This window comes from Halomonas sp. 3A7M (genome assembly GCF_014897875.1).
In the GTDB taxonomy this organism is placed as follows: Bacteria; Pseudomonadota; Gammaproteobacteria; order Pseudomonadales; family Halomonadaceae; genus Vreelandella.
In genome coordinates, this window is the sequence record NZ_JABUZD010000148.1 from 41,197 (window position 1) to 58,728 (window position 17,532).

The 17,532-nt window shown below is 54.2% G+C and carries 21 protein-coding genes; 2 read left to right on the forward strand and 19 right to left on the reverse strand.

What is annotated here, in order from left to right:
* Positions 1-10: 10 nt before the first annotated feature.
* Positions 11-250 (forward strand): formate dehydrogenase subunit delta, encoded by a 240-nt coding sequence (locus INT19_RS13190; RefSeq protein WP_193061115.1) that lies wholly within the window; start codon positions 11-13, stop codon positions 248-250.
* A gap of 69 nt (positions 251-319) precedes the next feature.
* Here INT19_RS13190 and ureG read toward each other — a convergent pair whose 3' ends face one another.
* From ureG to INT19_RS13250, 12 genes are all read right to left on the reverse strand, one after another.
* Positions 320-952 carry an urease accessory protein UreG gene (gene ureG, locus INT19_RS13195; protein ID WP_038479289.1) on the reverse strand — a complete coding sequence of 211 codons (633 nt, stop codon included), beginning with the start codon at positions 950-952 and terminating at the stop codon, positions 320-322.
* Between the two features lie 40 nt (positions 953-992).
* On the reverse strand, positions 993-1,715 hold the full coding sequence (locus INT19_RS13200) for an urease accessory protein UreF (RefSeq protein ID WP_193061145.1): 723 nt from the start codon (positions 1,713-1,715) through the stop codon (positions 993-995).
* Positions 1,705-2,250: an urease accessory protein UreE gene (ureE, locus tag INT19_RS13205; protein ID WP_193061116.1), complete on the reverse strand. Its 546-nt coding sequence runs from the start codon at positions 2,248-2,250 to the stop codon at positions 1,705-1,707. The genes INT19_RS13200 and ureE overlap by 11 nt, the downstream gene beginning before the upstream one ends.
* Positions 2,251-2,457: 207 nt before the next feature.
* Positions 2,458-4,173 (reverse strand): urease subunit alpha, encoded by a 1,716-nt coding sequence (gene ureC / locus INT19_RS13210; protein ID WP_193061117.1) that lies wholly within the window; start codon positions 4,171-4,173, stop codon positions 2,458-2,460.
* On the reverse strand, positions 4,170-4,490 hold the full coding sequence (locus tag INT19_RS13215; protein WP_193061146.1) for an urease subunit beta: 321 nt from the start codon (positions 4,488-4,490) through the stop codon (positions 4,170-4,172). Before INT19_RS13215 ends, ureC begins: the two co-directional genes overlap by 4 nt.
* 38 nt (positions 4,491-4,528) lie before the next feature.
* Complete coding sequence (locus tag INT19_RS13220) at positions 4,529-4,831, reverse strand: urease subunit gamma (RefSeq protein WP_009723133.1); 303 nt, start codon at positions 4,829-4,831, stop codon at positions 4,529-4,531.
* Between the two features lie 353 nt (positions 4,832-5,184).
* Complete coding sequence (locus tag INT19_RS13225) at positions 5,185-6,441, reverse strand: ISL3 family transposase (protein ID WP_193061118.1); 1,257 nt, start codon at positions 6,439-6,441, stop codon at positions 5,185-5,187.
* Positions 6,442-6,466: 25 nt separating this feature from the next.
* Positions 6,467-7,570 carry a transporter substrate-binding domain-containing protein gene (locus INT19_RS13230; protein ID WP_226924633.1) on the reverse strand — a complete coding sequence of 368 codons (1,104 nt, stop codon included), beginning with the start codon at positions 7,568-7,570 and terminating at the stop codon, positions 6,467-6,469.
* Between the two features lie 86 nt (positions 7,571-7,656).
* On the reverse strand, positions 7,657-8,328 hold the full coding sequence (locus INT19_RS13235; RefSeq protein WP_193061119.1) for a glutathione S-transferase: 672 nt from the start codon (positions 8,326-8,328) through the stop codon (positions 7,657-7,659).
* Positions 8,329-8,560: 232 nt separating this feature from the next.
* Positions 8,561-9,139: an antibiotic biosynthesis monooxygenase gene (locus tag INT19_RS13240; RefSeq protein WP_125745084.1), complete on the reverse strand. Its 579-nt coding sequence runs from the start codon at positions 9,137-9,139 to the stop codon at positions 8,561-8,563.
* 143 nt (positions 9,140-9,282) lie between these two features.
* A complete protein-coding gene (locus tag INT19_RS13245) occupies positions 9,283-9,666 on the reverse strand; it encodes a hypothetical protein (protein ID WP_089039945.1) in 384 nt (127 codons plus the stop codon).
* Between the two features lie 8 nt (positions 9,667-9,674).
* On the reverse strand, positions 9,675-9,902 hold the full coding sequence (locus tag INT19_RS13250; protein ID WP_089039946.1) for a DUF2835 family protein: 228 nt from the start codon (positions 9,900-9,902) through the stop codon (positions 9,675-9,677).
* A gap of 117 nt (positions 9,903-10,019) precedes the next feature.
* Here INT19_RS13250 and INT19_RS13255 point away from each other — a divergent pair, with 117 nt between their 5' ends.
* Positions 10,020-10,640: a putative metalloprotease CJM1_0395 family protein gene (locus INT19_RS13255; RefSeq protein WP_193061120.1), complete on the forward strand. Its 621-nt coding sequence runs from the start codon at positions 10,020-10,022 to the stop codon at positions 10,638-10,640.
* A gap of 62 nt (positions 10,641-10,702) precedes the next feature.
* Here INT19_RS13255 and INT19_RS13260 read toward each other — a convergent pair whose 3' ends face one another.
* The 7 genes from INT19_RS13260 to INT19_RS13290 all read right to left on the reverse strand — a co-directional run bounded on the left by INT19_RS13260 (position 10,703) and on the right by INT19_RS13290 (position 17,429).
* Positions 10,703-11,182, reverse strand: coding sequence for a C40 family peptidase (locus tag INT19_RS13260; protein ID WP_193061121.1), 480 nt, complete (start codon positions 11,180-11,182; stop codon positions 10,703-10,705).
* Positions 11,183-11,281: 99 nt separating this feature from the next.
* Complete coding sequence (locus tag INT19_RS13265) at positions 11,282-11,911, reverse strand: histidine phosphatase family protein (protein ID WP_193061122.1); 630 nt, start codon at positions 11,909-11,911, stop codon at positions 11,282-11,284.
* Positions 11,912-11,935: 24 nt separating this feature from the next.
* Positions 11,936-12,751 (reverse strand): phosphonate ABC transporter, permease protein PhnE, encoded by an 816-nt coding sequence (gene phnE / locus INT19_RS13270; RefSeq protein ID WP_193061123.1) that lies wholly within the window; start codon positions 12,749-12,751, stop codon positions 11,936-11,938.
* A gap of 31 nt (positions 12,752-12,782) precedes the next feature.
* Positions 12,783-13,610, reverse strand: a complete 828-nt coding sequence (phnE, locus tag INT19_RS13275) for a phosphonate ABC transporter, permease protein PhnE (RefSeq protein WP_193061124.1) — start codon at positions 13,608-13,610, stop codon at positions 12,783-12,785.
* Entirely contained in the window at positions 13,607-14,476 is an 870-nt protein-coding gene (phnC, locus tag INT19_RS13280; protein WP_193061125.1) for a phosphonate ABC transporter ATP-binding protein, read from the reverse strand. The genes phnE (INT19_RS13275) and phnC overlap by 4 nt, the downstream gene beginning before the upstream one ends.
* A gap of 91 nt (positions 14,477-14,567) precedes the next feature.
* Positions 14,568-15,545 carry a phosphate/phosphite/phosphonate ABC transporter substrate-binding protein gene (gene phnD / locus INT19_RS13285; protein ID WP_193061126.1) on the reverse strand — a complete coding sequence of 326 codons (978 nt, stop codon included), beginning with the start codon at positions 15,543-15,545 and terminating at the stop codon, positions 14,568-14,570.
* Between the two features lie 123 nt (positions 15,546-15,668).
* Positions 15,669-17,429: a bifunctional diguanylate cyclase/phosphodiesterase gene (locus INT19_RS13290; RefSeq protein ID WP_193061127.1), complete on the reverse strand. Its 1,761-nt coding sequence runs from the start codon at positions 17,427-17,429 to the stop codon at positions 15,669-15,671.
* Positions 17,430-17,532 lie beyond the last annotated feature (103 nt).

Genomic DNA, 17,532 nt, shown 5'->3' on the forward strand with positions numbered 1-17,532 from the left:
GAGACACTCAATGTCGACGCATAACGATAAAAACCTGATTCACATGATTAACCAAATCGCCGTGAACTTGCGCAGCGGCCACGACGAAGAAACGGCGGCAACAGCCATCTGTCGACACCTGGAAACCTTCTGGGCAAGACCAATGAAACAGCGCCTGGTGGCCTCACTGGAACGTGAGGATGATGAACTGTCACCGTTGGCACGGCGCGCTGCGTTGTTGTTGGCTGAGCGACAAACCCGCTCGACATAGTGGCTTGCCACTTGGCAAGCCACTGCTAGCGAGTACTTGTTATTTTATTGCAGCAACTTTTTCTACCGATTATGCCGTTGCCGCCTGGGGCCGACGCTCATCCAGCATGCCTTTGTCGAGAATAAAGCGGATGATCTCTTCAAGGCCTACCCCATCGTAGAGGTTGGTAAACACAAAGGGACGCTCGCCGCGCATTTTCTTCGAATCCCGCTCCATCACCTCAAGAGAGGCATGTACTTGCTCGGCAATATCAATCTTGTTGATAATCAGCAGGTCTGACTTGGTAATACCTGGCCCGCCTTTACGGGGGATCTTATCGCCTGCGGAAACGTCAATCACGTAAAGCGTGAGATCAGAAAGCTCGGGGCTGAACGTCGCAGAGAGGTTGTCACCGCCGGACTCCACCAGCACCAGCTCTAGTTTTGGATGGCGAGCGTGTAGCTCGTCGATGGCCGCCAGGTTCATCGAGGCATCTTCGCGAATGGCGGTATGCGGGCAGCCACCGGTTTCCACACCTAAGATGCGGTCAGCAGGCAGCGCATCATGCTTGAGCAGAAAGTCGGCGTCTTCGCGGGTGTATATGTCGTTGGTTACGACGGCGATATCGTAGTAATCCCGTAGTGCCGAACAAAGCTGCTTAAGCAGTGCCGTTTTGCCGGAACCCACCGGGCCACCCACACCTACACGTAAACAGTGCGTCATTGTTATCTCCTACTCATAAGCGTTTGAAATAGCTAAGCGTTTAACTTCTAAACAAGCGTGAATATTGTGTTTCGTGCAGAGCGCTGGCCAGCGCCACGCCGGGCAGTATCGGGCCAAGATCATCATCTTCCAGCAACAGTGCTTGGTCGACGGCCTCCACCAGTTCCCCGCGCAGCTGTTCAATCACCCGCTGGGCGGCGGTATGGCCCAGGGGAAGTGCTTTGCAGGCCACTGCCAGTTGGTTTTCCAGCCACGCCCAGCCAAACCCTAATAGCGCTTGGCGCGGGGGCACACGGCGCATAAAAGCGGCGTAGCTAAATAGCGTCACATAGCCTGCATGGGCAGGTAGTAAAGGCGGCAGACAGCCTTCACTTCGCTCATCCTGGCGGGGTAATAAGTCCAGACTGCCCAGCAGACGTTTGAGTGAAGCGCCCAAGCGGCTATCCTCAGCGGCTAATTCAGCGGTTTCGCGGGTAGCCGCCAACCACTCGTCCCACTGGGCGATTGCATCGCTGTCCTGCTGCTCAAGGGCGGTGTAAAAGCGCGCGATCAGCGGCAGTTCACAGCGGGTTAGGCCATCTTCCAGTACGCCAGAAAGCCACTCAGAAAGGCTTTGTTCATCACTTACCCAGCCCAGTTCAAAGGCACTTTCCAGCCCTTGGGAAAACGCAAAGGCACCGATGGGTAGCGCGGGGCTGACCAGTTGCATTAGCCCTAGCAGGGCTAAGTCATGGCTTTCTAGCGCGGCACGTTCAGTGGGCATGGTGGTGCTCATGCGCATGGTCGTGGTCGTGGTCGTGGTCGTGGTCGTGGTCGTGGGAATGAGCATGCCCGTGGCTATGCGAATGCCCACCGCCCACTTGGTTGTACGCGCCGGGTTCGGGGTCGAAAGTAGCGTTGTGGTGCTCGAGCGTCGCGCCCAAAAGCTCGGCCAGCTCTTCGAGCACGTGGTCGGGGGGGAAGCGCACCCAGCCGCCCTGCTCATCTTCACCCAGCGCGAGCTGCACATGGCGATTGCCAAGATGATACGCCAGCCGCGCCAGGGGTAAGCCAGTGCTCACTCGCGCGGTGACGACCGGTTCGATAGCGGCACACACGCGGACGACCTCGCCACTCTCGGCCTTCAGGCCCTCACCATCGCGCAGCACCGGACCACGGTCTAGAAACAGCCCCAGCTCGCGGCCGCTATCGCTTTGGGCTTTTAGGCGCCCGCGAATGCGCAGCTCAAAGGGCAGCGTCAGCGTGTCGCTGGCGGTGCTTTCGTCTATCGGCCCTAAACGTTCTATCAGTTTCAACATGACTACCGTCCTTTCGCTATCTATGCGGCTGTGGCGGGGGTAGGCCTACGAGAGGGCGCTGTGAATACCTCCCTATACGCTACTTTTGCCATCTGACCTCCATGGACGGAGGGAATGCCGGAAATGTAGGGAACATTTTCCGGCCATGGCAAAAGACCCTCTCTACGGCCTACCCCCGCCACCTCTACCTCAACTAAATAGCCTTAATCAAAACAAATGATACCGCTGCGCCAGTGGTAGCTCGGTCGCTGGCTCGCAGGTGAGTAGCTCGCCATCGCAGCGCACTTCATAGGTTTGTGGGTCAACGGTTAGCTTTGGGCAGGCGTCGTTGAGCTTCATATCTTTTTTGCGCACGCCGCGTACGTTTTTACAGGCGGAAAGCGTGCTCTGCAGGCCCAGACGCTCTTTAATGCCTGCGTCAATCGCCGCTTGGCTCACGAAGTTGAGCCGCGTTTGGCTGGCGGCCTTTCCAAACGCCCCAAACATAAAGCGATAATGCACCGGCTGAGGGGTAGGAATAGACGCATTGGGGTCGCCCATGGGCGCCGCCGCAATCATGCCGCCTTTTAAAATCAGCGAGGGCTTTACACCGAAAAATGCCGGTTTCCAGAGCACTAAATCAGCCAGTTTGCCAACTTCGATGGAGCCCACCTCATGGGCAATGCCATGGGTAATCGCAGGGTTAATAGTGTATTTGGCGATATAGCGCTTGGCGCGCAGGTTATCAGCACCCAATGCTTCATCTTCGGGCAATAAACCGCGCTGCACTCTCATTTTATGGGCCGTTTGCCAGGTACGGCAGACCACTTCGCCCACTCGCCCCATGGCTTGGGAATCCGAGGCAATCATCGAGATCACGCCCAAGTCGTGGAGAATATCTTCGGCGGCGATCGTTTCACGGCGAATACGTGAGTCGGCAAAGGCCACATCTTCGGGAATGTTGGGGTCCAAGTGGTGGCAAACCATCAACATATCCAGGTGTTCGTCGATGGTGTTAACCGTATAAGGCCGCGTCGGGTTAGTGGAAGACGGCAGCACATACTCTTTTGAGCAGGCGGTCAGGATATCCGGCGCGTGACCGCCGCCCGCCCCTTCGGTGTGATAGGTATGAATGCCACGCTCTTTAAACGCCGCCAGGGTGTCTTCCACAAAGCCGGATTCGTTGAGTGTGTCGGTGTGGATCGCGATCTGCACATCATACTTCTCTGCCACACTGAGGCAGTTATCAATGGAAGCAGGCGTGGTGCCCCAGTCTTCGTGGAGTTTAAGCCCCATGGCCCCGGCTTCCAGCTGCGCTTCCAACGCTTCCGGCAAGCTGGCGTTGCCTTTGCCCAACAGGCCAATATTCATCGGCAGGTCGTCCACGGCTTGCAGCATTCTGCCAATATGCCAAGCACCGGGAGTGCATGTGGTGGCGTTGGAGCCAGTCGCCGGACCAGTGCCGCCGCCCAGCATGGTGGTCACGCCGCTCATCAGCGCTTCTTCTACCTGTTGGGGGCAAATAAAGTGAATATGCGCGTCGATGCCTCCAGCGGTAAGAATCTTGCCTTCGCCTGAGATAATTTCAGTGCCGGGGCCAATCACTATATCTACATCGGGCTGGGTGTCGGGGTTGCCTGCCTTGCCAATCGCTGCAATGCGCCCGTTTTGCAGGCCGACATCGGCTTTCACAATGCCCCACCAGTCTAAAATCAGCGCATTGGTAATCACCGTATCCATCACCGTGGCGTCGTTACGCTGGCTTTGGCCCATACCATCGCGGATGACCTTACCGCCGCCGAACTTCACCTCATCGCCGTAGTGGGTAGCGTCTTGCTCCACTTCGATCCACAGTTCGGTATCGCCCAGGCGCACGCGGTCGCCCACGGTGGGGCCATACATATCGGCGTAGGCTTGCCGACTGATTTTGTTAACCGGCTTCATTGTTTATCTCCATCGAGCGCACCCATCACATCGCCACGGAAGCCGTAAATTTCGCGCTTACCGACGAAGGGAATTAGCGTGACCTCGCGGGTCTGGCCTGGCTCAAAGCGAATCGCGGTGCCCGCTGCCACGTCTAAGCGAAAACCTCGAGTTTTCGTGCGATCAAACACCAGCGCGGGGTTGGCTTCCGCGAAGTGGTAGTGGGAACCGATCTGAATGGGGCGGTCGCCGGTATTGGCCACTTCGACGCTAATCCGCTCGCGGCCCACGCATAGCTCAATATCACCGTCTTTTAACTGGTACTGTCCTGGAATCATTGGGCCGGAAATCATGGCAGCCTCCTGGTTGCTGACGACTAGTTGATTGGCGTGTGAACGGTCACAAGCTTGGTGCCGTCCGGAAAGGTGGCTTCTACCTGCACCTCATCCACCATTTCCGCCACGCCATCCATGACGTCATCACGGCTAAGGATTTCACGGCCGTAGCTCATTAAGTCGGCGACACTTCTGCCGTCACGGGCACCTTCGATAATTTCAAAGCTGATCAGCGCGACGGCCTCGGGGTAGTTAAGCTTTAGGCCGCGTGCTTTGCGGCGCTCGGCAAGCTGGGCAGCAGAAAACAGCAGCAGCTTATCTTTGTCTCGCGGGGTCAGTTCCATGGGGGCTCCATTGGCTCGATCAGTGGCAGCGCTCAACAGAAACGACGGTGTAGGATTTGGAACAACGCTCCCAGACTATCGAAACCGAGCACGCCTATTTGAAGCAATGCAGCGCAACCGCCGTACCAAAATGGTGAATAGAAAAAATAGTTATTATTATTCAATAGCTTGAAAAATATCGACTTTCTCTTATTCGCACCAAAATTGCACCATGCTAATTAACCAGCCCCTTCTTCGCACCAAAGAAGTGCAATTAAAAAGCCTCACTTAGCATTAACTATCAAATAATAATAAAACACATTACTATTTGCGCGCGTCTTTTAAATAAGGCTTTTTTTGGGTTCTTCGTCACTTCACGTGGATTTGGCCTGATCGAACAGGCGGCCCACCGGGCTGCCAATCAGGTAGATCATGGCGATGAAGTTGGCCTCGTTCCGGTAGCCGCGTGCGCGTGACCGAGCCGCCTGGAACAGGCCGTTCATGCCTTCCAGGCGTGCGTTCGTCAGTCCCGAGAGCCACCGCCGGACCACCGCGTCGGCATGCCGCTCCAGCGTCGCCAGAGCCTTGCCCATCGGCTTCAACAGTGGCTTCTCGGCAACTGCCGCTTTCATGACCTTGAGGTAGTTCGTGATACGCCACCGAGCCGCCCGCGGCGTCGAGGCCTTCTGGATCCAGCGCAGCTTCTCCTTGATCACCCAGGCATCGGACGTGGCGCTCTGGTCAGCCACCAGTTCCTGGAGCGCCACCAGCTGCTTGGGCGTCAGGTTCTCGTTTTCCAGGCTCTTCAGCAGGGCCCAGCGCAGCGACTTGGGGTGTTCCTGCTCCCGGCGCTCCTTCTTGCGCACTTCGTCCAGCCGCTTGGTGAAGGTCTGCACGATATGGAACCAGTCGACCGTGACCTCGGCCTTGGGAAGATTCTCGGCCACGCCGCTCAGGAAGGCCTGTGACATGTCGCAGACGACCTCGACCACGTTGTCCGGATCGCCGCCATGGGCCGACAGGAAGGCGCTAAAGGCCTTGATGGCGTCTTTGCCGTGGCCTGGGACGGCGAAGATCACCGGCTCCTGCTTGCGCTGCATGTCGAGGAATACCGTCACGTAACGCTGGCCGCGCCGAGAGGCGGTTTCGTCGACGCCGACGGTGGCCACGTTGCTCAAATCCAGCTCCCCCAGCATGCGGCCGACGTAGTGGTGCACGATGCGCCACAGCCGCTTGTCGGAGATCTCCAGCTGCCGGGAGACGGCCAGTACCGGCATCTCCTTGACCAGCGACATGGCGGCTTGCTCGAACAGCAGGGTGAAGTCGCTGCCTGGCCGGGCCCAGGGCACCTCGATGCGCTTGACGCCATGCTCAGGGCACTTGGTGCGGGGCACGCGGGCGTGCAGGTAGCAGTGGTGCTGGAAGAAGTTCAGATGCCGCCAGGTCTTGTCGGCGAAATCGTGAGCCGGGCAGGCCTTGCCGCAGTCAGGACAGGGGTAGAGGCTGCCCCGCTCGGCCTCAACGTAGAGGTCCAGGCGATGGGGTGACACGGAAGTATCCAGATGCTGGTCCTTGAGGATCCAGGGCGCTTCCAGGCCCAGGCCGAGGGTCAGAATCTGGGTGCCGTCCATGTCATGCCTCCTGTCGTCGTGGAGGTCATATCCTGGCCCAGCTCAGGGGGCGAATTCCACACTTGGCGTCGAAGAGCCCAATTTCTTTTATGGCCTTGGCACTTTCGGCATTAAAAAAATCATCATCATACTTTCCAATAATATCTTCTGTGGGCCGCTTAAAAAGTTCACTTATTCGACGATTGACGTAACGATACCTTAGCGAGGAAGACTTAATATAGATATATGCATCTACACTGTCTAAAATCGTCGTCAATAGTGCTTCATGGGTATTTAACTGTTCTCGATTAATCTTCATACGGCGTTTAAGCATTATATTGCCTAAAAGCGCTACAATAAGCAGTAACACTAGTAAGCTAATACCACACCATGCCCAGGCGGGAATTAGCTGGGATGGTCCTGGAGTAGCCCGCCATGCACTTAGCGTTTCATAATAAGCAGAGCCTTTATCCTGCTTCCATCGACGTAGAACATCATCAATACGACTCAGTACCTCATCAGGAAGTTGTGGGGATGCAGCATAGAACAGCCTTGCTGGCTGAAAAATAACAGGTGTGTCACTCAACCCATAATCGTGAGCCCGCCAGCCGCCAAATAGATGGTCGGCGGCCACAAGGTTTGCCTCTCCATCCGCCACTGCCTGAAACCCTTCAGAGAAATTACTCACGGGCAGCCAAGTGACGCTGATATCAAAACGCTCGGTTACCGCCGCCAAATAGCGTTGCTGAGCGGAGCCTGATACTACGGCTACACGCTGCTGCTCAAGATCAAAAATAGCGCCGACCTTAGCCCCTTCGCGCTGGTAAAGCTGTGACCAACTATGCATCACCGGCTCTTCATGAAACGCGATACGCTGAGCACGCTCTTCACTCCAGGCAACATCAGGTAGTAAGTCAATGTCTCCTTGCTCTAACAGGGTAAGACAGTGTTGAAAGTCACATTGAAGACTTTCCAGCTGCCACTGCTCTTCTCTGGCAATCGCCTGTAAAAGGTCGCCTAGTACGCCTCGAGGGCGACCTTCATCGTCAGCGAAGAGTTTTGGCGGATTGTGGTACACACCAACAGTCAGTGTCTCAGCCGATACGGGAGTTGTTACTAAACATCCACCTAGCAGTAATGCCCCTGACATAACGTGTGCTAGAACGCACAACGCACCCTTTTGAGTAGAAGGTAAGCGAGGTCCGAAGCAGCCCAACGTCTGGAACATAGATAAACCTACCCACCAGGCATAATAAGAGGGCCCGCGCGCTCAACAACCCGTTGCCAGGCAGGGTCATTTTCAATGCGTGCCACAAATGCTGCGATAGCCGGATACCTTGCCAACGATTGTGTCGCGGCAACGGCCTGTAGCGGAAAACTCATTTGTATATCGGCCCCACTCGGCCAGTCACCCGCAAAATTACTTCGTTTGTGTAGGTGCGATTCAATAATGGTTAGATGTTGTTTAAGTTGGGGCTGGATAAATCGCTGCTGCACCGTTGAGCTAATTCCTTTTGCTAACGGCTTAATCAGCCACGGAGACTGCTTAGGTAGCTGGCTAAAGACCAGCCCCATCACTAACAGCGGCATTAACGAGCCTTCTGCATAATGAAGCCAGTAGCGATAATTTACCCACTCATTACGGTCTTCTTCAAAGAACTGATCTTTGGTATTACCATAGCTATTGACGAGATAATCAATAATTGCCCCTGATTCTGCTACGGTCAGCTCACCGTCGGTAATCACTGGCGACTTACCCAGCGGATGGATTTTTTTAAGTGATTCCGGGGCTAGCTGAGTTTTAGGATCGCGCTGATAAACCTCAATATCATAATCAAGGCCAAGTGTTTCCAGAAGCCATAAAATACGGTGGGAGCGGGATTTTTCGAGATGGTGAACGCGGATCATAACGACTCCATGGGGCGACTTGGTACACTAGCATTGCACCAATGTCAGTTATCCTTTTTGCTGCAAGCGTATTTAGCTTAGCACTATTGCGGCGTTGAACCCCATGAAGTTTAGCAATTATTCACGTTGTTAAAGAAACCCAAAGAGCATGGCTTAAGGTGTTATTAGATAATAATTAAGCCCATGTTTTAACTCATTTTAATAATACAGGCGCACTCTCATCCATTCTGCACTACGTTCTATGCTCATGACGCCAACGTGACAATATATCTAATGGCGACCATTTCCCTTCCAACCAAGGGGCAAGTAGGCGCGTTGAAAGTGGAATAAATAAAAACACCATGACAGGCGTCAACATCATCGTACTGACCAGAACACGAGGCACCATGGGCCAGTCCGCTAAGATACTGCCAAATACCCAGTTAAACAGCAGTGAAATGGGGAAAAAAGCCAACCATACGGCGATGGCTTGTTTCCAGCGCGGGGGCGTCGTGCCCGAGCTAGACTGAAACCAAGCATCTAGACCGGTGGCACGGTGCTCATGCGGAGCGTCATACAACCCCTTACCTCGCTGTAGCCATGCATTGCGTGAAGCCGAGTGCTCCCAGGCTGTTAACGTATCACTACTACTAAAGCGGAAAATGATCTGATATTCGTCATCGCTATTGGGTGGTGCCAAAACACCGGACCCCAAATAACCAGGAAAGTCAGCCGCTAAGTCGCGGCCTTCGTTTAACCAACGGTTAAAATCGTGATAACGGCCGCTCGCCACTCGACGGGCTACCATTAACGTAACAGGTGAGGCAGACATGATATATCTCCTAATGTGGTCACAGCGAATTGCCGGGTAGGCAAGCTGTTGGCCTTCAGGTGGGTAACCCCAAAAGCAGTACTCGCATTATACAGGCAATGATGATGCCATGTGATGACAAGCAGTGGTGATAAGGTGATAACTTAGTGGCCTGGTAGTGGCTGACGACGTTCGCCACGCTGAAAAGACCTAACGTGTAAGTAAATATCAATGGCGCTGCGAATTGCATCGGCCTCTAGGGCATCAGGTACCACGATAGGCCCTTTCACCTCCCCTCCTGAGCGCAAAACCCTATCCACATCAGCACGATAGCGTTCCAAAAGGTGTTCTATGTTGATACGCACACGATGCACTTCTAGCGAGAAAGCATGTCTTTGTTCGTTACGCTTAACGACATCCAATGGATTTTCTGCCACTTCGATTAGGCTCTCCAGGGTATTGAGCACTAATTTTTCGGCTCTATTTAGATTGGGTATAACGGCATAAATGAGTTCATGAAGCGTTAGATTTGCATCGCTATGGTGCATATGCCAAGTCAACTCTTTGAGAGAGGCTGAATGTTGATAAAACGACTCTGGTCAGAAAATTCCAATCGATAAACGCCATGAACGCCCTCTTGTCCTACTACGCGGCGCAGCGCTTCCGCAGGAAAAATGACCCAGCGGCCATCAACGCTGCGCGCTCGCACGTTCGAGTAGCGTCCTTCGTAATGCGCCAGGCACTCACTTTTTGACAGATGAATAACAACATCGATGATGGGCATGCGAATGATTAACCAAACAATAGCTAAGCGGTCGTTTTAGGCACGACAATGACGTGCTGCGATTTCTACATAGATGCTCTATGCTAACGCAAACAGCTTATCCTTCGGTAATTGCTTATGGATCTTTCTACCCTAACCCCCTCTGTTTCTTCATATGCGTTACCGCAGCCTAAGGTAAACAGTACACAGGCTAATCGGATGGCGTCGGAAGAACAGAAGTCTCACGCCTCAGAGACTGCACAAGCCAGTGAAGAGACGGACTCATCCGCCAATCGCGAAACGACCGGCCCTACGCGCCCCGACGGTACGCCGCTAGCACCGGAAGAGATCCAGCTTTTAGAACAGCTTAAGCAAACTGACCGGGAAGTTCGCCAGCATGAAATGGCCCACCAGACGGTAGGCGGCCCCTATACCGGCGGCGCTAGCTATGAGTACGAAGTTGGGCCCGACGGCAAACGCTATGCAGTTGCAGGCGAAGTTCCTATTGACTATGGCCCCGTGCCAGGTAACCCCACGGCGACTATTGAAAAGATGCAAACGGTCATCGCGGCAGCGTTGGCGCCGGCAGAACCTTCTTCTAAAGATATACAGGTGGCCGCTCAGGCAAGACAGTATTTATTGGAAGCCAAACTGGAAGCCGCTCGCGAGCAGAGCGAAATGAATGCTGCGCGAAGTGCTGGGGAGGCTACTACAGATACAGAAGAAGTGACCACAACATCTGATGAGCAGGCAGCCTGAGCCGTTGGCTTTCCTACATTGGGTTGCAATTACATTGCAATTACTCAGCCTATTAATGTTGCTTAGGGTGCTGGTGAAGCAGCCCCTAAAAAGCGCTGATTCCAGTAATCGATATCCAGTGGCACGCTGACCACGGCTCGACCGCTGCCAGGTGCGTGGATCATCTGCCGGTTCCCGCCATAAATGCCTACGTGTGTGGCTTTGGCGCCATCTCCAAAGAACAGTAAATCACCTGGACGTGGCGCATCAACCGACGGCAGCGAGCGGAACTGATCGTTAGCAGTGCGGGGCACGCGGATGCCCGCAGCGCGATAAGTCATTTCCACAAGCCCCGAACAATCCAGCCCCTCCGGTGTATTGCCGCCAAAGCGATACGGTGTGCCAATCGCTTGCTGGGCATGAGAGAGAATCAGCGCGCGCTCCATCGAAATACCCGCTTGATCATTTGAGGCGGGAGCAGTCGTGATCTCTTTGCTGGCACATCCTGCTAATAGCAGCAGCGTGAATAGCGTTAACAGTGGGGACAGACGGATAAATGGCATACATCGCTCCGGCTCAGTACGTTAGCAATGCTTATATCATGGCCTATGCGCAGCTTACCCGCTACTGATTCGTAAGCTGTTATTACTAACACACGGTGACTAACGCCCTATCCACTCAACAAAGGTGGTTTCGCCCAGCGCATGGCGCTCGTGGCGCAGGCGGCTCATCGCAGCATAGGGCAAGTCCATCACTAAGCCGTTACCAAGCGGCTGCCCCAGCACTTGGCGCAGCAGCGCATTGCAGACAAACAGATGTGCAACCACCAACACGTGTTTACCGGGCGGATTAGCCAACAGCCGCTGCCAGGACTCACTAACCCGAGCATCCAGCGCTGCCAATGTTTCTCCTTCTGGGGGCGCGACTTGGCAGGGGTTAAACCAAAACGCGCTCATTGGCTCACTCCCCTCATTGGCAAATACTTGGGCATGCGTTTTGCCTTCCCAGCGCCCCAAGTGAAGTTCAGCCAAGTCGTCATCAACTTGTACAGGCACATCAAACTCCTCGCCTAGCCACAGCGCAAATTCGCGGCAACGTAGCAATGGCGAACTGACAATCGCATCGTAAGGTGGCCTGCCGTCCACCGTGTGGCGCATAACGGCATCACTCACTTGCTTCCAGCCCTTTTCACTCAGCGGGTGGTCGGTACTACCACGTAACATGCGCCCGCCGACAGGCTCCCCATGGCGCATAATATCGATGGTGGTGATGTCTGCATTAGGAAAACGCATATTTTCTGTTCCTCGACAGGCTGACTAGATGATCGCGTGGCGCACACGGGCAGAGACCCACTCGGACACCAGCACCGTGGCAAAAATCATCACAAAGATGACGCTAACTTGGTTCCAGGCGAGGCTGTTAATTGAGGCATTGAGCTGCAGACCAATACCACCAGCCCCCACCAGACCCAGCACGGTAGACTCACGAATATTAATGTCCCAGCGATACACGCTAATACCCGCAAAGGCAGGCATTACCTGAGGCAACACAGCGTAGTTCATCACCTGTAGGCGGCTGGCACCGGTGGCACTAATCGCTTCAACGGGGGTTGGATGAATTTCTTCAATGGCCTCATAAAGCAGCTTGCCTACAAAGCCAATGGAGCGCAGCGCAATGGCGATAATACCCGCCAAGACGCCAGGGCCAAGAATGGTGACCAACAGCATGGCCCAAATCAGCGAGTTGATAGAGCGTGACGAAACAATAACAGTGAGCGCCAAGCTGCGTATCAGTGGGTGCGGCGTGGTATTGCGTGCCGCTAAAAACGCCACGGGAAAGGCCATGACAATGCCTAGCGCCGTCCCTAACGTGGCAATGTTCAAGGTATCCCACATGGGCTTCCACAGCACATTGGCATACTCCCAACTCGGCGGCATCATACGGCTGATTAAGTCGCTGCCCTGGCGGCCAGCATCTTCAACAAACACCCACATGGTGTTATCAGAAATCACTTTCCAACATAGTAGAAACAGGCTGATGCCTAGAAGCCAGGCAGCGAACTGCAGCCACTGGGCACGGGTAGTGCGCCGCTGCCAAAGCGGCACCCCTTGAGGGGATGTTGAAACAGGCATAACGTTTCCTCTTATGACAAGTGGCGCGCCGTTACTGTGTCCAGCGGCGAACGTAGCTGGAGGCATACTCACTCATCAGTACAATAGCGATGATAATCAGCAGGATGGCAGCAGAGGTGCCGTACTCGTAGCGACTCAACGAGGTATTCAGGGTGGCACCGATACCGCCAGCGCCGACAATGCCAATCACTGACGACTCACGGAAGTTGATATCCAATCGGTACATCGAGAGGCCAATTAAGCGCGGCATCACCTGAGGTTGAATGGCATGATTCATGGTTTGCCACCAGCTCGCCCCGGTGGCACGTACGGCCTCTACCTGCCGCCAGTCGAGGTCTTCAATATCCTCTGCCAGCAGCTTGGCCATAAAACCAATCGTGGCAAACGCCAGGGTCAACATGCCCGCAAACGGCCCGAAGCCGAACATCACCACAAACAGAATGGCGATGATAATTTCCTGGAAGGTGCGCGAAACGGCAATAATCGCGCGGCATAAGGCATAAATAGGTAATGGCGAGATATTACGCGCCGCCCCCAGCCCCACGGGAATGGCCAATAACACGCCAATCACCGTAGAGGTTAACGTCATGGTCAAACTTTCCAGCAGGCCAGCGATAATGTCACTCTGGCGGCTCACGAAGTCCGGCTGCAAAAACGCACCAAGAAAATTGAGTGCGCGTCCGGCCCCTTCCGCCACACGTGCCCAATTAACTTCCACAGAGGCAAGTGCGAGTACCAGATATGCAATCGCGCCTAGCACCAGCCCCCAACGCACACGCGGGTTATCAATCAGTGGTAAGCGCCGCCAGTGCCCTTCACGCGCAGCCTGTTGGCGCGCCAGTGAATTGGTGCTGTTCATCGCGCGGCCCCACTCGCTAGTCTTTCTAATCGGGACAGCTCGCAGCCAGCATGAAGCCGATGTGCTTCGCTCTCTTTCGTATTCTGTTCAGTTTCATCATCGTCAGCGGGTTCTGGGGTGGTATCCCAATCCTCTTCACCATAGATAGTTGTGAGGATCTCGCTGGTAAGCTCGTTAGGCTGCCCGTCAAAGACGATTTCCCCAGCCCGCAACCCCACAATACGGTCAGCAAACTGCTTAGCCAGCGCGACGTCGTGAATGTTGATAATCGCGGCCAACTCTCGCTCGGCGCATAGTTCACGGATCAGACGCATGATCTGGCGCGATGTCTTCGGATCGAGACTGGCGGTGGGCTCATCAACCAAAAGTAGCTTTGGGCTTTGTAACAGCGCACGGGCAATGCCGACCCGCTGGCGTTGGCCACCGGAGAGCGCATCGGCACGCTTATCAATAGCGTGGGGCAAACCAACCCGTTCCAGCAAGCGAAAGGCTTCGGCCACGGCTTCTTGTGGGTAACGGCGCAAGAAGCTACGCCAGAACCCTACATAACCTAGCTGGCCAGACAGCACGTTCTCCATCACGGTTAAACGGTCAACCAGTGCATACTCCTGAAAAATCATTCCCATGGAGCGGCGCGCGTGGCGTAGCTGGTTGCCCGAAAGTTTGGTCAGCTCTACATCTTCCAGGCGAATACTGCCTTGGGTGGGTTCTACCAAGCGGTTCACGCAACGAATCAGCGTGCTTTTCCCTGCACCGGAAGGCCCGATCAGCGCCATCACTTGACCCTTAGGTAGCGTCAGTTGTATATCGGTTAACGCACGATCCCCAGTAGAGTAACGTTTGCCAACGCCGGTAAGAGTCAACATGAGAGTGCCTCATTTACGAGTAGTCAGGTACATAGCAATTCGGCCAGAAAGTTGCCTTCCTGGCCGATAGGGTTTCAGAACGACTGGCGTATTAATCGCAGTCGTAGGTCACGCCGTTAGCATCAGCGATGGTGCGAATGACCGACCAGTTTTCCTGATAAGTAATCGGGATAAACTGCGCTTCACCGGAATTGGCAAACTCGGTCTCAAGAGCCGTGCCTTCCCAGTCGTAGCTGAAGAAAGCATCCTGAATTTTCTCGGCCAGCTCAGGGTTCAAGTTATTGGCCAGTCCATAGGCGGTGGTGGGGAACGTTTCAGAGGTGTAGATAATCTCGTAATCACCTTCGTTGACAACGCCACGAGAGATCATCCGCGCGCCAACAGAGTTAGCAACGGCAGCAGCTTCGTAGTCTTTGTTTACCACCCCTAAAATGGAGTTGTCATGGGAGCCGGAGAACGCAGTTTCGAAATCCTCACCAGCCTCTAGACCGTACTCGGAACGCAGCAGCGCAGAGGGGGCACGGAAGCCAGAGTTAGACGTTTCAGAGGTAAATGCCAGCTGGCTGCCTGCCAAATCTTCAACCGACTCAATGCCGCTACCGGGATAAGTGATGATCTCCATCTCATAGCCAAAGCTGCCATCTTCAGCGGCCATCATGGCAAAGGGGCGGAAACCACCGCAGTTAACGGCAACTGGTACGCCGCCCGTATTAAAACCAGCCACATGCAGGCGACCTGCGCGCAGCGCTTCCTGCTGAGCCGCGTTGGACTGAACCGGGAAGAACTGCACCCGCTTGCCGGTGGCATCGCTTAAGTGTTCGAGAAAATCCGCCCAAACATCAGCGTATACAGCAGGGTCTTCGACCGGCGTGTAGGCAAAGACTAAGGTATCCGGGTCGACCCACTGAGACTCATCGCTGGGTACGTCAGCAACCATGTCACCGTCATTATCAACATAACGCGAAGAGAGGTCAGCGGAGGCGCTAACGGCTGCCAGCGCAAACACACTAACCACAGCAGCACTAATCAACGTACGAGAAAACGATTGAGACAGACAGAGAAGTTGCATACATCACCTGAGCGGGTTATTTAATAATGCCGCTATGGTGGTGCCCAACCATGACAGTGAAGGGACATTAAAATGACAAGGTCATGACCGCTCAGTGACAGTTAAGTGAGTAAAAACGCAGTGCTACCTACTCCACGTCGGCACCACACAGCACCCTCGGCGCTCTACGAATAAACTGTTACCCACTATTTTTTTTGCTTGGTGCTTTAACTCGGAAAGTTGGGCGGCAGTGTCTAGTGCCTTGCAGCGAGAGGTATCAGTGACCGGCTTAACAGCAATAGAAACACTGACAAAAGGAATAAACGTCACCGCACCCTGGCGGTTTTCTATATGGACTCCCCCTTGCTGACGGTCTACATCTTCATAAAACCCGGGCGCCATCACTTCAAAAGAGTGCAATATTTGCTGGCAAACGCCCTCCCACTGCGCTAAGGGAAGCAGCATCATAAAGTCATCACCACCAATATGGCCGATAAATCCGCCGGCGCTTTCTACCTGTGCCTGAAGCAGACGTGACAAGGAAATAATCACGTGATCGCCACGGGCATAGCCATAAGCATCGTTAAAGGCTTTGAAATTATCTAAATCAACGTAGGCGGCCGCAAACCCTTCGCGCTGATCGAGATAAGTAACCAGCGTTTCGTTTATCAGGATATTACCCGGCAACCCGGTAAGCGGGTTGGCATGGCGAGCCTGACGCACCTGAATAGCGGTAATTTCACGCAACAGGTCCACAATAGTCCCCATACCCAAATAGCAACCGCGACTATCTACAATCACGAAATCTTCCTGCTCGATATCGCGGCTATCGGTTAGCTGCTGGCTAAGCGCCTCAAGAGACAAATCTGCGTCGGCCACTAGCATTTTAGGATCTGCAATCTCTAGCACCCGGCGCTTTGCGTACAACGCGTGGCTATAGGGGTTGGTAAATAGCGTTAAAAATGCATTGCGACGCACCACGGCTATCGGCACGCCATCTTCTACCACCGCCACGCAGCGTAGGCTTGTAACATCACGAAAGCGCTCAGCAAGCTCTGGCACGGAGCACGCCGGCGACACAGCACTTATCGCGCGTAAAATAGAGTGGGCGGTGCGCCCCGCCGGGCCTTTTAGCTGTGTCGTGGCAGGCAGCAGCATGTGCAGTTGCAAGGGCGGATGAAGGCTTGGTCGTGCAAAGTAAAACCCCTGAAGTAACGCCAATCCTCGGTCTAATTCCCATAGACAAAGGTGCTCGGCGGCAGTCTCAACTCCCTCAGCAATCAGTTGGCAGTCTAAGCTGCGCGCTACATCGAGAATCGAACGTAAGAACTCACGCTTGGCAGGCTCTTGATCAATGCCAGAAATAAAGTGGCGGTCTAGTTTGACGAAATCAGGACGTAGTTCAGACCAATGGCGCAAACTGGAATGGCCAGCCCCTAAGTCATCCAACGCTACTTGAAAGCCCATGTCGCGATAATGGGCCACGGCTTGACGCATCAGCTCGTAATCATGAATAGGCACATGCTCAGTCAGCTCGATGACTACCCGCTCTGGGGGCAGGCCGCTCTCTTGGATGAAACTCAGCGTTAAGCCTTCACGGAAGTCACGCTCAACAATCGTCAGCGGCATCACGTTCAGAAACAGCAATCCGGGCAGTTCAAGTTCTGCAAAACGCTGAATCGCTAACCGTCGACACAGTAAATCCAGTTCGACTAACAATCCTGCTTGAGTCGCCACCTCAAACAGGCGTAATGGCGAGTGTAGCGGCGATGTTTTCGGGCCACGAATAAGCGCTTCATAGCCATAAATAGCCTGTTGATTGGCATTCACAATGGGCTGAAACAACACATGCAGCTCTTCTGCTGCGATAATCTGGTTCAACCACTGTGCTTCTTGTGCGGTCATATACCTGCTGCCCTATCAAACGTCGCCTGTTCCTTTGAGTGTTATAGCTCCAGCTGATTTTAAAGCGCCATCAGGAAAGCATTCGGACAGCAATCGTGCGACA

Bases quoted from the DNA above. Each gene is read 5' to 3' on its own strand.
- INT19_RS13240 (WP_125745084.1), bottom strand. From the start codon at position 9,139: ATGTCTGCCTCACCTGTTACGTTAATGGTAGCCCGTCGAGTGGCGAGC.
- INT19_RS13290 (WP_193061127.1), bottom strand. From the start codon at position 17,429: ATGACCGCACAAGAAGCACAGTGGTTGAACCAGATTATCGCAGCAGAA.
- INT19_RS13220 (WP_009723133.1), bottom strand. From the start codon at position 4,831: ATGGAACTGACCCCGCGAGACAAAGATAAGCTGCTGCTGTTTTCTGCT.
- INT19_RS13250 (WP_089039946.1), bottom strand. From the start codon at position 9,902: ATGCCCATCATCGATGTTGTTATTCATCTGTCAAAAAGTGAGTGCCTG.
- ureG (WP_038479289.1), bottom strand. From the start codon at position 952: ATGACGCACTGTTTACGTGTAGGTGTGGGTGGCCCGGTGGGTTCCGGC.
- ureC (WP_193061117.1), bottom strand. From the start codon at position 4,173: ATGAAGCCGGTTAACAAAATCAGTCGGCAAGCCTACGCCGATATGTAT.
- INT19_RS13230 (WP_226924633.1), bottom strand. From the start codon at position 7,570: ATGTCAGGGGCATTACTGCTAGGTGGATGTTTAGTAACAACTCCCGTA.
- INT19_RS13200 (WP_193061145.1), bottom strand. From the start codon at position 1,715: ATGCCCACTGAACGTGCCGCGCTAGAAAGCCATGACTTAGCCCTGCTA.
- INT19_RS13245 (WP_089039945.1), bottom strand. From the start codon at position 9,666: ATGCACCATAGCGATGCAAATCTAACGCTTCATGAACTCATTTATGCC.
- INT19_RS13215 (WP_193061146.1), bottom strand. From the start codon at position 4,490: ATGATTCCAGGACAGTACCAGTTAAAAGACGGTGATATTGAGCTATGC.
- phnE (WP_193061124.1), bottom strand. From the start codon at position 13,610: ATGAACAGCACCAATTCACTGGCGCGCCAACAGGCTGCGCGTGAAGGG.
- INT19_RS13225 (WP_193061118.1), bottom strand. From the start codon at position 6,441: ATGGACGGCACCCAGATTCTGACCCTCGGCCTGGGCCTGGAAGCGCCC.
- INT19_RS13235 (WP_193061119.1), bottom strand. From the start codon at position 8,328: ATGATCCGCGTTCACCATCTCGAAAAATCCCGCTCCCACCGTATTTTA.
- INT19_RS13255 (WP_193061120.1), top strand. From the start codon at position 10,020: ATGGATCTTTCTACCCTAACCCCCTCTGTTTCTTCATATGCGTTACCG.
- INT19_RS13260 (WP_193061121.1), bottom strand. From the start codon at position 11,182: ATGCCATTTATCCGTCTGTCCCCACTGTTAACGCTATTCACGCTGCTG.
- phnD (WP_193061126.1), bottom strand. From the start codon at position 15,545: ATGCAACTTCTCTGTCTGTCTCAATCGTTTTCTCGTACGTTGATTAGT.
- INT19_RS13265 (WP_193061122.1), bottom strand. From the start codon at position 11,911: ATGCGTTTTCCTAATGCAGACATCACCACCATCGATATTATGCGCCAT.
- ureE (WP_193061116.1), bottom strand. From the start codon at position 2,250: ATGTTGAAACTGATAGAACGTTTAGGGCCGATAGACGAAAGCACCGCC.
- phnE (WP_193061123.1), bottom strand. From the start codon at position 12,751: ATGCCTGTTTCAACATCCCCTCAAGGGGTGCCGCTTTGGCAGCGGCGC.
- INT19_RS13190 (WP_193061115.1), top strand. From the start codon at position 11: ATGTCGACGCATAACGATAAAAACCTGATTCACATGATTAACCAAATC.
- phnC (WP_193061125.1), bottom strand. From the start codon at position 14,476: ATGTTGACTCTTACCGGCGTTGGCAAACGTTACTCTACTGGGGATCGT.